This is a genomic window from Mycobacterium pseudokansasii, from assembly GCF_900566075.1.
GTDB lineage: Bacteria > Actinomycetota > Actinomycetes > Mycobacteriales > Mycobacteriaceae > Mycobacterium > Mycobacterium pseudokansasii.
In genome coordinates this window covers 3,803,841-3,818,697 of the sequence record NZ_UPHU01000001.1, presented here as the reverse complement: position 1 = coordinate 3,818,697, position 14,857 = coordinate 3,803,841, and the positions used below count along the sequence as shown (strand labels likewise).

General features: G+C 66.1%; 10 protein-coding genes and 2 pseudogenes. 4 read left to right on the top strand and 8 right to left on the bottom strand.

The window, feature by feature from the left end; translation table 11 throughout:
• The first annotated feature begins 21 nt into the window (after positions 1–21).
• From EET10_RS17260 to EET10_RS17245, 4 genes and pseudogenes are all read left to right on the top strand, one after another.
• Positions 22–591 carry a TetR/AcrR family transcriptional regulator gene (locus EET10_RS17260; RefSeq protein ID WP_036402642.1) on the top strand — a complete coding sequence of 190 codons (570 nt, stop codon included), beginning with the start codon at positions 22–24 and terminating at the stop codon, positions 589–591.
• Positions 591–2,138 (top strand): glycerol-3-phosphate dehydrogenase/oxidase, encoded by a 1,548-nt coding sequence (locus EET10_RS17255; protein ID WP_099187468.1) that lies wholly within the window; start codon positions 591–593, stop codon positions 2,136–2,138. The genes EET10_RS17260 and EET10_RS17255 overlap by 1 nt, the downstream gene beginning before the upstream one ends.
• Before the next feature lie 37 nt (positions 2,139–2,175).
• A pseudogene (locus tag EET10_RS17250) lies at positions 2,176–2,376 on the top strand (helix-turn-helix domain-containing protein); the annotation flags it as partial.
• Positions 2,367–3,896, top strand: a pseudogene (locus EET10_RS17245) (FAD-dependent monooxygenase). The pseudogenes EET10_RS17250 and EET10_RS17245, both read left to right, overlap by 10 nt.
• A gap of 64 nt (positions 3,897–3,960) precedes the next feature.
• On the opposite strand, the gene EET10_RS17240 reads toward EET10_RS17245, so the two are convergent.
• The 8 genes from EET10_RS17240 to aceE all read right to left on the bottom strand — a co-directional run bounded on the left by EET10_RS17240 (position 3,961) and on the right by aceE (position 14,822).
• Positions 3,961–4,848 carry a hypothetical protein gene (locus EET10_RS17240; protein WP_036402644.1) on the bottom strand — a complete coding sequence of 296 codons (888 nt, stop codon included), beginning with the start codon at positions 4,846–4,848 and terminating at the stop codon, positions 3,961–3,963.
• A gap of 125 nt (positions 4,849–4,973) precedes the next feature.
• Positions 4,974–6,395, bottom strand: a complete 1,422-nt coding sequence (locus tag EET10_RS17235) for an acyl-CoA carboxylase subunit beta (protein WP_036402646.1) — start codon at positions 6,393–6,395, stop codon at positions 4,974–4,976.
• A 36-nt stretch (positions 6,396–6,431) separates the two neighbouring features.
• The gene (gene kasB, locus EET10_RS17230; RefSeq protein WP_036402648.1) at positions 6,432–7,685 is read right to left on the bottom strand and encodes a 3-oxoacyl-ACP synthase KasB; all 1,254 of its coding nucleotides are present in this window, start codon (positions 7,683–7,685) and stop codon (positions 6,432–6,434) included.
• An 81-nt stretch (positions 7,686–7,766) separates the two neighbouring features.
• On the bottom strand, positions 7,767–9,032 hold the full coding sequence (gene kasA, locus EET10_RS17225) for a 3-oxoacyl-ACP synthase KasA (RefSeq protein ID WP_036402649.1): 1,266 nt from the start codon (positions 9,030–9,032) through the stop codon (positions 7,767–7,769).
• Positions 9,029–9,376 (bottom strand): meromycolate extension acyl carrier protein AcpM, encoded by a 348-nt coding sequence (gene acpM / locus EET10_RS17220; RefSeq protein WP_023365075.1) that lies wholly within the window; start codon positions 9,374–9,376, stop codon positions 9,029–9,031. The genes kasA and acpM overlap by 4 nt, the downstream gene beginning before the upstream one ends.
• 77 nt (positions 9,377–9,453) lie before the next feature.
• On the bottom strand, positions 9,454–10,371 hold the full coding sequence (locus tag EET10_RS17215; RefSeq protein WP_036402651.1) for an ACP S-malonyltransferase: 918 nt from the start codon (positions 10,369–10,371) through the stop codon (positions 9,454–9,456).
• Positions 10,372–10,543: 172 nt separating this feature from the next.
• Positions 10,544–11,875, bottom strand: coding sequence for a PucR family transcriptional regulator (locus EET10_RS17210; protein ID WP_063466565.1), 1,332 nt, complete (start codon positions 11,873–11,875; stop codon positions 10,544–10,546).
• Positions 11,876–12,029: 154 nt separating this feature from the next.
• On the bottom strand, positions 12,030–14,822 hold the full coding sequence (aceE, locus tag EET10_RS17205; protein ID WP_122502344.1) for a pyruvate dehydrogenase (acetyl-transferring), homodimeric type: 2,793 nt from the start codon (positions 14,820–14,822) through the stop codon (positions 12,030–12,032).
• Between the last annotated feature and the right edge of the window lie 35 nt (positions 14,823–14,857).

Below are 14,857 nucleotides of genomic sequence, written 5' to 3'. Positions count from 1 at the left end.
TCATGCGTTACAGTATTACATATGCTGTCAACGAGTAATGCTCCCGAAAACATCGGGGCCCGCATACTTGCGGCGACCGCGAGCTGTGTCCGCGATTACGGTGTTGACAAGGTGGCTCTCGCCGAGATCGCACGACGCGCGGGCGTCAGTCGCCCGACCGTTTACCGCCGGTGGCCGGACACCCGGTCGATCATAGCGGCATTGCTGACCAGCCACATCACCGACGTGCTCAACGAATTGCCCCTCGATGGCGACGACCGTGAAGCCGTGGTGCGACAAGTCGTCGCGGTGGCTGATCGGCTGCGGCGCGACGACTTGATCAAGGCGCTGATGCACTCGGACCTGGCCAGGGTTTACATCACCGAGCGCCTGGGCACCAGCCAGCAGTTCCTGATCGAAGGGCTCGCGGCGCGGCTCAAACTGGCACAACGATCGGGCAGCGTCCGCGCCGGCGACCCCCGTCAACTCGCGACCATGGTGCTGCTCATCGCCCAGTCGACGATCCAGTCCGTCGACATCGTCAATCCGATCCTCGGTTCCCAAGCACTGGCTGCCGAACTCACCTACTCACTGAACGGATACCTGGCCTGATGCCCAATTCGACCGCTCTGAACGCCGCGCGCCGCACTGCCGAACTGACCGCTCTCGCCGAGGGCGAAGCGCTGGATGTGCTCGTCATCGGTGGCGGCATCACCGGTGTCGGGATCGCGTTGGACGCCGCGTCCCGAGGCCTGCGGGTGGCGCTGGCCGAAAAGCACGACCTCGCGTTCGGCACCAGCCGGTGGAGTTCCAAACTGGTGCACGGCGGGTTGCGCTACCTGGCGAGCGGCAACGTGGGCATTGCCCGGCGCAGCGCGATCGAACGCGGAATCCTGATGACCCGCAACGCCCCTCATTTGGTGCATGCGATGCCGCAGCTGGTCCCGCTGCTGCCGTCGATGGGTCACGTCAAACGCGCGCTGGTGCGCACCGGGTTCCTGGCCGGCGACGCGTTACGCATGCTGGCCGGCACGCCGTCCTCGACGCTGCCCCGATCGCGCACAATCCCGGCGCAGCGCGTGGTCGAGATGGCGCCGACCGTGCGACGTGACGGCCTTGCCGGCGGCTTTCTGGCTTACGACGGACAATTGATCGACGACGCCCGACTGGTAGTGGCGGTCGCGCGCACCGCGGCCCAGCACGGCGCCCGGATCCTGACTTATGTTGGCGCATCGAACGTGACGGGCACTTCGGCGCGGTTGACCGACCAGCGCACTGGCCAAACCTTCGATGTGTCCGCCCGCGCCGTCATCAACGCCGCGGGCGTGTGGGGCGGCCAGATCGACCCTTCGCTGAAGTTACGTCCCAGCCGTGGAACGCATCTCGTATTCGACGCCGATGCCTTCGGGAATCCGACTGCGGCGCTGACTATTCCGATTCCCGGTGAGCTCAACCGCTTTGTGTTCGCCATGCCCGAGCAGCTGGGCCGGGTTTACCTGGGGTTGACCGACGAAGATGCTCCCGGACCGATTCCGGATGTGCCAGAACCATCTTCGGAAGAAATCATGTTCCTGCTGGACACAGTCAACACCGCACTGACGACCAAACTGCAGACCACCGATGTCATCGGTGCCTATGCCGGGCTCCGGCCACTGATCGACACCGGCGAGGGCCGTACCGCTGACGTTTCCCGCGACCACGTGGTCATCGAGTCCCCGTCGGGGGTGATCAGCGTGGTCGGCGGCAAGCTGACCGAATACCGGTATATGGCCGAGGATGTGCTGAACCGCGCGATCAGCCTGCGGCAGTTGCGCGCCGGTGATTGCCGGACTCGCAACCTGCCGTTGATCGGTGCGCCGGCGAACCCCGGGCCTTGCCCGCAGGGACCGGCGGCCGGCTTGCCCCAGTCATTGGTGGCGCGTTACGGCGCCGAAGCAGCCAATGTCATCACCACCGCCACCTGCGAGCGTCCCACCGAACCGGTCGCCGACGGCATCGACGTAACCCGGGCCGAGTTCGAGTACGCAGTGACCCATGAGGGTGCACTGGATGTCGACGACATCCTGGATCGCCGAACCCGAATCGGCCTGGTGCCCCGCGATCGTGAGCGGGTTGTCGCCGTCGCCGAGGAGTTCCTCGCGGGGGCCGCACCCGGTTAGCGGAACTGAGTAGTGTCGGCAGAATGGTTCACATGCCATGGCAGTTGAGCGTGCGGGCAACGACCCGCTGAAGCGAGCGTCGCGCCCGCGGCGCAGTCCCGGGCGTCTCGACCGGTCGTTGGACGCGGTCATCCTCGAGGCGACGCTGGCGGGTGTGGCCGAAGCCGGCTACGACCAAGTGAGCATGGACGACATCGCGTCCCGCGCCCGGGTCGGCAAGGCGGCGATATACCGGCGCCGGCGCTACTGGCCCAACACGGTGTTGCTTCGCTGCTCGTCGACAAGCGCGACGAAGTCTTCAGCTATCCCAAGGCCCGCAATCTCAGCTTCCGCAGTGTGGAGATCCTGCGCGGCGTCGGAGTGGGCGACCGGGTGCACGCGGCTGCCGAGCATGTTTCGACCATGGTGGTGAAGCCGACGCTCAACAGCGCCGAAGAGCGACCGGCAATGGACATCGACGCACTCTTCGCGGGCCTGGACACGCTGAGCCCCGAACCGGCCGCGCAGTATTGCCCACAGAGCAAATCTGAACCGATCTTGTTGGGTGCGACCCGCGCCCATGGCGGCGAAGTTCGCTACGGGACGAAGTTCGTCTCGTTCGACATGGACGAGGCCGGCGTCACCGCGACCATCGCCGACCGGAAATCGGGAAAGCGCGAGACGGTACGTGCCGACTACCTGATCGCCGCCGACGGCGTGCACAGCCCGTTCCGCAAGGCGCTCTCGATTACCACATCCGGTTACGGGGCGCTGCCGATCTATGTCGTCTTCATCTACTTCCGGGCGCCGTGGCGGCATTTCGTCTCAGACCTGAACGACGGGGACGCGGTGCAGGTCACCAACCCGGAAGCACCGGGAATATTCTTGGCGGTCACCGACGACATCGGCATGTTCACCACCACCTAATTTCCCGCCAAAGGTGAAACGGCACAACAGTTTACGCTGCAGCATTGCCGTGATCTACTGGCCATGGCCATCGGTGAACCTCTCGACGCGCAGATTATCGAAGTCGCGTCGTGGCAACCTTACGAACAGGTGGCCGACCAGTTCTGTTGTGGTCGTGCAATTCTGGTCGGCGATTCGGCGCACACGATGCCGCCGTTCAAGGTCGGGGGAGCCAACTGCGCAATCCAGAGCGCACACAATCTGGCCTGGAAGCTGGCTGCCGTCCTGCAGGAGACCGCCGGTCCGGGGCTGTTGGCCACCTATCACGCCGAGCGTCACCCGGTCGGCCGATTCGCGGCCCGCCAGTCGCTCACCGGCCCGACCGTCACCATGCTCGAGTTGAACGAGGACCGACCCCGGTTGCCCGCCGGCGAAGAGTGCTCGATGTTCCAGTTGCTGATCGGTTATCGGTATCACTCGGCGGCGGTAGTGACGGACCAGCCGGCGATGGACCCGGACGAGGTGCAGCAGGTGGACGAATTATGTGGGCAACCCGGCACCCGGGTACCGCATCTGTGGATAACGCAAGGCGGACAGCGCACTTCGACCCTGGATCTGCTCGGCCCCGGATTCACCCTGCTCACCGGCGACGAGCGCTGGCGCGGTGCTACGGCTGCGGCGTCGCAGGCCCTCGGTGTGCCGATCGCGACGCGATGCCTCCGCGACGAGGCGTGGTTCGCGGTGACCGGTCTCGCGCCGGAAGGAGCGCTGTTGGTACGCCCGGACGATATTGTCGGCTTGCGGTGCAGGGAGCTTCCGGACGACCCCATTGGCATTCTGCGCCAAGCACTGTCGAGGATCCTATGCCGCTGACGAGCAGACATACAATCGCGTTCCGCCGGCCTTTGGCGTGCGATTCTGCGACTGCTCGCCAGCGTTAGATAGCCATGCGCGTGCGGTCCAGGTGGCTCGCGATTCGCTGGGCGAGGCGGTGGGGCTCCTGTCTCACGTCGCTGGCGACAATCGGGATAATCGTCCACCCGAGTTCCTGGATCTTGGCCCACCTTGATTTGTCACGCAGCATCTCGTTGCGCCCGGCATGCCACTCAACACTTTCGTACTCGGCCGCCAGACGCCTGTCAGGCCAAGCGAAGTCGAGTCGCCACAGCTCGCCGCCGCGGCCGTAGATCGGATATTGCAGTTCCGGGAGCGGCAACCGGTGGTCGATGATGACGAGCCTAACTTCGCTCTCCATAGCCGATTCCGCTCGGGGGTCGGCAAGTGGCAACAGTTCGCGCACCGCGACGACTCCCCGGCGACCTCGCTGCTCGATAACGGCACTTTCAATCTCGGAGCGAGTGCACCGCATTGATCGCAGTGCGGCGTCAAGAGTGGCCAAAGCTCGGGGACGGCGCAGCTGTCGTGCGACCTCGACGGCCGTCCACGCCGGGGCGGTTGCCGGACGGCCTGACACCCGCTGCAGCCGGGCGCCGGTGCGCTGGTGAACCATCAAACCGACAGTGGGCCGCATCCGTACGCCGGGGTCGAGCACATGAATCGCTGTGGTGTTCTCCGTGTCGAACCCGTATAGCGTGGCCGCAGTGCCCAGGCAAGCCACGGCCCGTTGTCCCATGAAGACGTCAAGTGCGGCCAAGCGCCCCAGTAGATCTGGCGTCCGGGCTGAGTAGACCCCGTACCACACGCGAACGAGGCCACCGTTCTTGACCTGGACGTCGAGCTGTTGTCGGGTCATGACCGTCAGCAGTTGGGCGGTGGTGGCGAACCCGCCGGCCTTTTCCAACAGCGCTAGCGCTCCAAGGTGCACCGGGACAGCATGCGAGGAGTGGCTGGCCTGGGCCAGTCACGCTGGGGACAATCGCTGCGAGCAGTCGCAGAATCGCAGTGCGCGGGTCGCGCGCATGCGATTCTGCGACTGCTCGCGCTCAGGAACTACAGCGGAATGTTCTTGTGTCGCCCGCGCCGTGCCGGTGCCTGGGCCAGCGCCTCGGTGAGCTTGCTGCGGGTGTGCGCCGGGTCGATTTTCTCGTCGACCACGCCGATGTCGATGGCACTGTCCACGCCGCCGGCAATCCGCTCGTGCTCGGCCGCCAGTTCGTCGTGCAGCGCTTCGCGTTCGTGCTCGGCCGCCGCGGCCAGCTTCTTCTTGTGCAGGATGCCGACGGCCGCCTTGGCACCCATCACCGCGACTTCGGCGTCCGGCCAGGCGAACACCTTGGTGGCATTCAGCGAGCGAGAGTTCATCGCAATGTAGGCACCGCCGTAGGTCTTTCGGGTGACCAGGGTGACACGCGGAACGGTGCACTCGCCGAACGCGTGCAGCAGCTTTGCGCCGCGACGTACCACGCCGCCCCACTCCTGGTCGACACCCGGCAGATAGCCGGGCACATCGACCACCACGACCAGCGGAATCCCGAACGCATCGCAGAGCCGCACGAAACGTGCTGCCTTCTCGGCGCTTTCGGAGTTCAGGCAGCCGCCCAGTCGCAGCGGATTGTTGGCCAGCACCCCGACCGTGCGCCCGGACAGCCGGCCCAACCCGACCACCATCGACGGCGCCCAATTGGCCTGGAACTCGTCGAACGGCGTTTCGCCGTCGAGGATTGCGGTCACGATTGGACGCACGTCATAGGCCCGCCGAGGAGATTCGGGCAGCAGCGCGTGGATATCGGTGTCGCCGGCCTCGGCCTTGGTCCGGTCGAAATGACCTTGTTGGCAGAACAATCCGACTAGCCGGCGGCCCCGCTCGTAGGCGTCGAGCTCGTCGTCGGCGACGATGTGGCACACCCCGGACTTCTTGTGGTGGGTCTCCGGACCGCCGAGGGAGGCCATGTCCACGTCCTCACCGGTGACGCTGCGCACCACGTCGGGCCCGGTGACGAACACCCGGCTTTCCGGTGCCATCACGATGACGTCGGTCAATGCCGGACCGTAAGCGGCGCCGCCGGCGGCGAAACCGACGACCACCGAGATCTGCGGTATGTAGCCCGACGCGCGGATCATGGCCTCGAACACCGTGCCGACCGCGTGCAGCGCCCGCACCCCTTCGGCCAACCGGGCGCCACCGGAGTGCCAGATGCCCACGATCGGGCTCTGCTCCTCGATGGCGGTGTCGTAGGCGTTGACGATGTGTGCGCAGCCTTCGGTGCCCATGGCGCCACCCATCACGGTGCCGTCGGTGCAGAACGCGATGGTGCGCACGCCGTTCACGGTGCCCGAAGCGGCCAGTACGCCAGAGCGGTCACGCTCGTGCAGCAGCTCCACGCTGCCGTCGTCGAAGAAGGTGCTCAGTCGCAGCAGCGGATCGCGGGGGTCGAGCGACTCGCCGACCGCCTCGGGGGCCATGATCGTCATCGCAGGTCTCCTGTTGCTCCGGGGGTGGCTTGGGGTTCAGTACCGCCCGAAAGCGATGGCCACGTTGTGGCCGCCGAATCCGAACGAGTTGTTGATCGCATACCGGTAGTTGCCCGGCCGCGGCTTACCCGCCACCACGTCCAAGTCGATCTCTGGATCGAGGTTTTCCAGGTTCAGTGTCGGGGGAACGACCTGGTCCCGCAACGCGAGCACGGTCAGGATCGATTCCACCGCGCCAACCGCACCCACTGAGTGGCCGAGGGCAGATTTCGGGGCATACACCGCGGGCTTGTTGCTGCCCAAGGCATTGTTGATGGCCCGGCCCTCGGCAACGTCACCCACCTGAGTGCCGGTGGCGTGGGCGTTGACGTGATCGATATCACGGGGAGTCAGTCCCGCGAGCTGAACCGCCCGCGTGATCGCGTGTCCGGCGCGTTGCCCGTTGGGATCCGGTGCCACCATGTGGAAGCCGTCCGAAGTAATGCTGGCCCCCATGATCCGGGCCAGGATGTTGGCACCGCGGGCTTTGGCATGCTCTTCGGTCTCGATCACCATCAGCGCACCGGCTTCGCCGAACACGAAGCCGTCGCGGTCTTTGTCGAATGGGCGACAGGCACCGGCAGGGTCGTCGTTTTTGGTGGACATCACAATGCGCATATTGGCGAACCCGGCGATAGGCACGGCCTCGATCCTTGTTTCCACGCCACCGCAGATTGCCATGTCGGCTTCACCGAGCACGATCTGCTGCCACGCTCGGGCGATGCCTTCCGAACCGGACGCACACGCCGATACCGGCGTCATGACGCCGGCCTTGGCATGGCGTTCCAGCCCCACCGCAGCCGCGGCACCGTTGGGCATGTACTTTTGCACGGCCAGCGGGGAGATCGCTCGGAATCCGCGCACGCGCATTTCGTCGTACCCGAAGACGAGCTCTTCGGCCGAGCCCAATCCGGTGCCGATGGACACCGCCAACCGGTTGGTGTCCACATCGGGTGATCCGGCGTTCTCCCACACCCGGCGTCCGATGACGGTGGACATCCGCTGCAGGTACGCCGTCCGACGCAGCTCGACCCGCGTCAGCTCATGGTCGAATTCCTCCAGCAGGTGCCCGCCGATACGAACAGGAAGGTCGAACTCCTCGACGAACGGGTCGTCAAGGGTCCGGATACCGCTCTGCCCGTCCAGCAACAACTTCCACGTGGTCTCCGCGTCCGTTGCCAATGCGGTTGTCATGGCGACGCCGGTGACCACTACGTTCGGGAGCGTTTTCCCGGTAACCAGCTCTGTCATGAGTGTTACGAACGTTCCTTTCGTATTTGTCCGGCGGTTCCTCGGGCCGTTTGCGGCCCGCATCGTCGCCAGACGCCGTGCTCAGTAGCGCCCGAAGGCGAGCGCCACGTTATGACCGCCGAAACCGAACGAGTTGTTGATGGCATAGCGGAATTCGCCGTAGCGAGGTTCGCCCGCGACAACATCAAGGTCGATTTCAGGATCAGGGGTCTCGTAGTTGAGGGTGGGCGGGATGACACCGTCCCGCAGTGTCAGCACGGTAAGTACCGCCTCCAGCGCCCCGACTGCGCCAATGGAGTGACCTAAGGCCGATTTCGGCGCGTACACCGCGGCCTGCTCACAACCGGCGACCCGGATGGCGTTGGCCTCGGCCGCGTCGCCGATCGGTGTCGCCGTGCCGTGCGCGTTGACGTGGTCGATGTCCTTGGGGGACAAGCCCGCCAGCTCCAGCGACCGGGTCATCGCCCGGCCGGCACGAATGCCGTCCGCCGCGGGCGCCACCATGTGGAAGGCGTCCGAGGTGATACCGGCACCCATCAACCGAGCCAGCGGCTTGGCGCCGCGAGCCTTGGCGTGCTCCTCGGTCTCGAGCAGCATCAGCGCACCGGCCTCGCCGAACACGAAACCGTCCCGGTCCTTGTCGAACGGCCGCGAGGCACGCTCGGGCTGGTCGTTGCGGGTCGACATGGCCCGCATCATCGAGAACGCCGCGATGGGCAGTGCCTCGATGGGACCCTCGACACCGCCGCAGACGGCGACGTCGGCGTCGCCCATGACGATCTGACGCCACGCGTGGGCAATGGCCTCCGAGCCCGACGAACAGGCCGAGACCGGGGTCATCACGCCGGCGCGGGCGCCGAGCTGCAGACCCACGACCGCGGCGGCGCCGTTGGGCATGATCATCTGAACCGCGAGCGGCGACACCTTGCGGGGCCCGCCCTCGTTCATCAGGTCATAGCTCTCGATCACCCGCTCGGCTCCACCGAGGCCGGTTCCGACCACGACGGTGAACCGGTCTGGATCGACCTGCGGGCTGCCCGCGGACTCCCAGAGGTGTCCGCTGAGCAGCTTGGCCATCCGCTGGACGTACGACATGCGCCGCATGTCGAGGCGGCCCATGTGGTTGTCGACCGGGTCCTTGAGGTGGCCACCGATCTTGACCGGTAGGTCCCACTTGGTGACGAATTCGTCTTCAAGGACGCGAATGCCGCTCTCGCCGGCCAACAGACCCTTCCACGTGCTCTCGATGTCCGGCGAGATCGACGTCGTCGCTGTGACGGCGGTCACCACGACGTCCTTGAAAGGAGCGCCGCGGTAACCGCCATTAGCAGTGGAAGGCTTGGTCACTTGCTCTCTGCTTCCAGCCTCGCCTTGACGTTGGCAACAGCCTCGGGGTTCTCCGACTCGAGCTTGGCGCGCAGCGCCTCGGCAGCCTCGGGGTTCTCTTCCTCGAGCTTCTGGATGTAGGCGACGACGTCACCGACGGTACGCAGACCGGCCAGGTCCTCGTCGGGGATCTTCACACCGTACTTGTCCTCGGTCTGCACGGCGATCTCCACCATCGACAGCGAGTCGATGTCCAGGTCGTCGACGAACGACTTCTCCGGGGTGACCTCGGAGGGCTCGATACCGGTGACCTCTTCGATGATCTCGGCGATACCGGCGATGATTTCTTCCTGACTGACGGCCACAGTTAGCTTCCCTTCGTAATATGTTGTGGGCAAATCGGTTTGACGTACTTTTATTTGGTTCTGGACGAATCCTGCGGTTACAGGTTTGCCAACTCGTCCAGATCTGCGGGTGACTTGACGGCGCGCGTCGCAACCCCCCGAAGTTCGCGTTTGGCGATGCCGGTGAGCGTGCCCGCGGGGGGGAACTCCACGATCGCCGTGACTGGGCTCTCTGCGTGGTCACGCAGATAAGTGGTGCACAGGTCCCAGCGCACCGGCTGGGTGAGCTGGGAGACGAGGGCCTCCATCGCCGCGTCCGCGGAAGTGACCGGCTTTCCGTCGCGGTTGGACAACAGCGTGGTGGTGGGCTCGGCGGTCGCGATGCCGGCCGCTGCGGCCGCGTAGGCCTCCAGGGCGGGGGCCATGAACTGGGTGTGAAACGCTCCGGCGACGCCGAGCGCACGCACCCGGGCCTTGGCCGGCGGGTCCTCGGTCAGCTTTTCCAGGGCGGTCAGCCGGCCGGCGGCGACGATCTGGCCGGCGGCGTTGCGGTTGGCCGGTACCAGGTCGAGCTGCTCGAGGCGACTCAGCACCTCGGCCTCGTCGCCACCGAGCACCGCGGACATCCCGGTCGGCTCGGCGGCGCACGCCTTGGCCATCTCGGCGCCGCGGGTCGCGGCCAGTGCGACGGCGTCGTCGGCGGCCATCACCCCGGCGATGGCGTAGGCCGCGATCTCGCCGACCGAGTGGCCGGCCACGACGAACTCCTGGCCCACCAGCAGACCCCTCTGTGTCAGCTCCTGGTAAGCCAGCAAGGTGGCCGCAACGATCAACGGCTGAGCGATCGCCGTGTCGGTGATCTCCTCGGTCGACGCGGTGGTGCCCAGGCGGGCCAGGTCCAGGCCGCTGGCCTGCGACCACGAGGCGATCCGGTCCGCCGCGCCTGGCAATTCCAGCCACGGCGACAGCATTCCCTCGGTCTGGGAGCCCTGTCCGGGCGCAAGCAACGCAATCACGTGTCTAAGAGAACACTGTGGAAACGGTTTTGCGCCGTGTAACAGATTATGAACCTCGTCTTAGGTTTTTGTGGAGACCCTACAAAACAGCCGCGTAAGCTACATGTTTGAGATCGAGCCGCGACCTGTGCCCTGAATCACTATATGTCCTGATTCGGCCGCCGGCGGCTTCTCAGGCCCCTTCTGCACCCCGCCTGAGCGGGAGCGGAACCGCTGCCATGGCATTGTTGGCCACGCCGGAGTGCGGTGCCGGATAGTTCAGCTGACCCACCGTCGCGGCCACCCGCAGGACATAGGCATCGCGGGGCTGGGTGGGATCACGCCCGGTGAAATCGGTGATCCGCTTGAGCCGGTACCGGATGGTGTTTGGATGAACGAACAACTTCCTGGCACACGCCTCAATCGCGCCGCCACAATCCAGATACGCGTCCAGCGTCTCGATGAGCGTCGGGCCGGCGTCGGCCAGTGGCCGCATCACGTCGGTATGCAACGCCACGATCGCCGAGGCGTCACCCATCAGGGCGCGTTCCGGCAGCAATTCACGTGCCAGCACCGGCCGCGGCGCGCCGCGCCAGCCGGCGACCGCGTTCATTCCCGAAATCGCCTCGCTCGCACTGTGATAGGCCGCGGTGAGCATGGGAGCGGTCGGCCCGATGACCACCGGCCCGGCGGAGAACGCCTCCAGCAGGTCCTTGAGGAATTTATCGGTGGGCGACAAGTGGCCGGACACAATGGCCACCAGCCAGGTGCCGTGCACGTCGGTGAGCGCTGCGCGGCCGTGGCGGGCGGCGATGTCGCGGACGTCCTGGCTGGCGCGCTTGCTGCCGTCCTCGTTATTCGAGCCGTCGCGCCCCGGCGCCGGGGCGCCCACCACCACCGTTGCCGGCGCGGTGGTGTCCCAGTTCAGTGCGGCCGCCCGGGACAGCAGCTCCGGGCCGGTGTCGCCGCGTACCACCGCGTCGACCACGCTGGCTTCCATCCGGCTGTCCCAGGTGCCGCGCGCCTCGGCGGCGTCGGCGTAGGCGGAGGCGGCGGTGAAGGCCAGGTCCCGGCTGTACTTCAGGATGCCCACGGTCAGCGCGGTCAACTGCTCCTCGGAGCGGGCCAGCAGCGGCACCACTTCTTCGAAGAACTCCATGGTGACCCGCACCATGTCGACGGTGTGACGCAACGCGATTCGTCGGGTCAGGTCCTGGGGCACCAATTCGAATGCCTGTGCGGTATAGCTCACGTCGCTGTGCGGGTCCTGCATCCACTCGACGAAGTTGACCACGGCCGTCTGCACCACCAGCGCGACGCTGGCCCGCTGGGACGCCTCCAGATCGGCGAAGAACGGCAGCCGCTCCTGCATCGCCGAAACCGCCTCGGTGGCCAGCCGGCCCGAATACTGTTTCAACCGTCGCAACAGCGAATCGGGCACGGTGTCCAGCAGTTCGAGCGGCGACCTCGACGACGCAAGCCGCGCCAATGGTGAAAACTGGGGTGAAAACTGGTTGTCGCTCACCCCTAAAAGCTACGCCTGTTTTCTGGCACTTCCCGCCAAAGCGCGTGACGGGTTCTTAGTGTCGTCTTATTCAGCGCTCGCGCTATGTCCGCTATGTCCGCTATGTCCGTTATGTCCGTTATGTCCGTTATGTCCGTTATGACCGTTATGTCCGCTATGTCGCCGTGCCGGCGTCGGCATCCTGCTTCGCTGCCGCCTGCACGTTGTCGATCTGGTACTGACGGGCCGCCGCCACCGACACCGAAGGGTCGATTTCCCCGTCGCGGGCCAGCGCCTCCAGCACCGCGACGACGGTCGACTCGGCGTCGGTGTTGAAGTAGCGCCGTGCCGCGGGGCGGGTGTCAGAGAAGCCGAACCCGTCGGTGCCCAGCGTCACGTAGGTGCCCGGCACCCAGGGGCGGATCTGCTCGGGGACCGCACGCATCCAGTCCGACACCGCCACCACCGGGCCGGCGGTATCGGCGAGCGCCTTGGTGACGTACGCCTCGCCCGCCGGCTGGCCGGGATTGCGCAGCCGTTGCTTCTCGACGGACACCCCGTCGCGGTTCAGCTCACTCCAACTGGTCACCGACCACACGTCGGCGGCCACGTCCCACTCGGCGGCCAGCAGCTCGGCCGCCCGCAGCGCGTCGGGCATCGACACCCCCGAGGCCAGGATCTGCGCCTTGCTGGAGCGTTGCTCGGTGGCCGCGCGGTACCGGTAGATACCACGCAGCACGCCCTCGGGATCGAAGTTCTCCGGCTCGGGCGGCTGGACGTAGGGCTCGTTGTAGACGGTGATGTAGAAGAACACGTTCTCCGGGTTCTGCCCGAACATGCGCGCCAGTCCGCTTTCCACGATGTAGGCGATCTCGTAGGCGAACGCCGGGTCGTAGGAGACCACCGCCGGGTTCGTGGCGGCCAGCAGCAGCGAGTGGCCGTCGGCGTGTTGCAGCCCTTCGCCCGTCAGCGTGGTGCGGCCCGCGGTGGCGCCGAGCAGGAACCCGCGCGCCATCTGGTCGCCCGCGGCCCACAAACCGTCGCCGGTGCGCTGGAAACCGAACATCGAATAGAAGATGTAGACCGGGATCATCGGCTCGTTGTGCGTCGCATACGACGTGCCGGCCGCGATGAACGAGCCTACCGCCCCGGCTTCGTTGATGCCCTCGTGCAGGATGTGGCCGTCGTGGCTTTCCCGGTAGGCCAGCATGAGTTCGGCGTCGACCGCGGTGTAGAGCTGGCCGAGGCGGTTGTAGATCTTCAAGGACGGGAACCAGGAGTCCATCCCGAAGGTGCGGGCCTCGTCGGGAATGATAGGGACGATGCGCGGGCCAACCTCCTTGTCCCGCAACACTTCCTTGAACGTGCGCACCGTCGCCATGGTGGTGGCGACCTCTTGGTTTCCGGATCCCTTCTTCAGGGCGGCATAGATATTGCGGCCGGGAAGCTTCAGCGCCTTGGTCTTGGTCCGGCGTTCGGGCACGAAGCCGCCGAGGGTGCGGCGCCGGTCGAGCATGTACCGGATTTCCGGGGCGTCCAGGCCGGGGTGGTAGTACGGCGGAAGGTAGGGGTCTTCGTCCAGCTGAGCGTCGCTGACCGGGATCCGCATGGCGTCCCGGAAATACTTGAGGTCTTCCAGCGCAAGCTTTTTCATCTGGTGGGTGGCGTTGCGGCCCTGGAAGTGCGCGCCCAGCGAATAGCCCTTGATGGTCTTGGCCAGGATCACCGTCGGCTGCCCCTTGTGGTCGACGGCGGCGCGGTAGGCGGCATAGACCTTGCGGTAGTCGTGGCCGCCACGCTTGAGGTTCCAGATCTCGGAATCGCTCATGTGTTCCACCAGCGCCTTGGTACGCGGGTCCCGGCCGAAGAAGTGGTCGCGCACGTAGGCGCCGTCGTTGGCCTTGTAGGTCTGGTAATCACCGTCGGGGGTGACATTCATCAGGTTGACCAGCGCGCCGTCCTTGTCAGCGTGCAGCAGGGCGTCCCATTCGCGGCCCCACACCACCTTGATCACGTTCCAGCCGGCTCCGCGGAAAAACGACTCCAGCTCCTGGATGATCTTGCCGTTGCCGCGTACCGGGCCGTCGAGGCGCTGCAGGTTGCAGTTGATGACGAAGGTCAGGTTGTCCAGGCCTTCCAGCGCCCCGATGTGGGCCAGCCCGCGGCTTTCGGGCTCGTCCATCTCGCCGTCGCCCAAGAAGCACCACACGTGCTGTTCGGAGGTGTCCTTGATGCCCCGGTCATGCAGGTAGTGGTTGAACCGCGCCTGGTAGATGGCGTTGAGCGGGCCCAGGCCCATCGACACCGTCGGGAACTCCCAGAAGTCGGGCATCAGCCGTGGGTGCGGGTAGGACGGCAACCCGCCGCCGGGGTGGCTGTGCTCTTGGCGGAAGCCGTCCAGTTGGTCGGCGGTCAACCGGCCTTCGAGGAAGGCGCGCGCGTAGATCCCGGGGGAGGCGTGGCCCTGGATGAAGATCTGGTCCCCGCCGCCGGGATGCGACTTGCCGCGGAAGAAATGGTTGAAGCCGACCTCGTAGAGGGCTGCCGAGGACGCGTAGGTCGAGATGTGACCACCCACGCCCACCCCGGGCCGTTGCGCGCGATGCACCATGATCGCCGCGTTCCATCTGATCCAGGTCCGGTAGCGGCGCTCGACGTCCTCGTCGCCGGGGAACCACGGCTCCAGCTCGGTCGGGATGGTGTTGACGTAGTCCGTCGACGTCAACGACGGGATGGCCACCCGCTGTTCGCCGGCGCGTTCCAGCAGCCGCAACATCAGGTAGCGCGCCCGCGACGGGCCGGAATGCTCCAGCATCTCGTCGAAGGACTCCAGCCATTCCGAGGTCTCTTCGGGATCGATGTCGGGCAGATAGGACGCCACGCCTTCGCGAATAACCCGAACGCGGTCGGGTTCGCTTGCGCTGCTTGGGGTTTTGGCCAAATCGTGGCGGGCGAACTCGGTGGTCACGCGCTACTCCTGGAGTCGGCGGGTGTGCTGCTTGG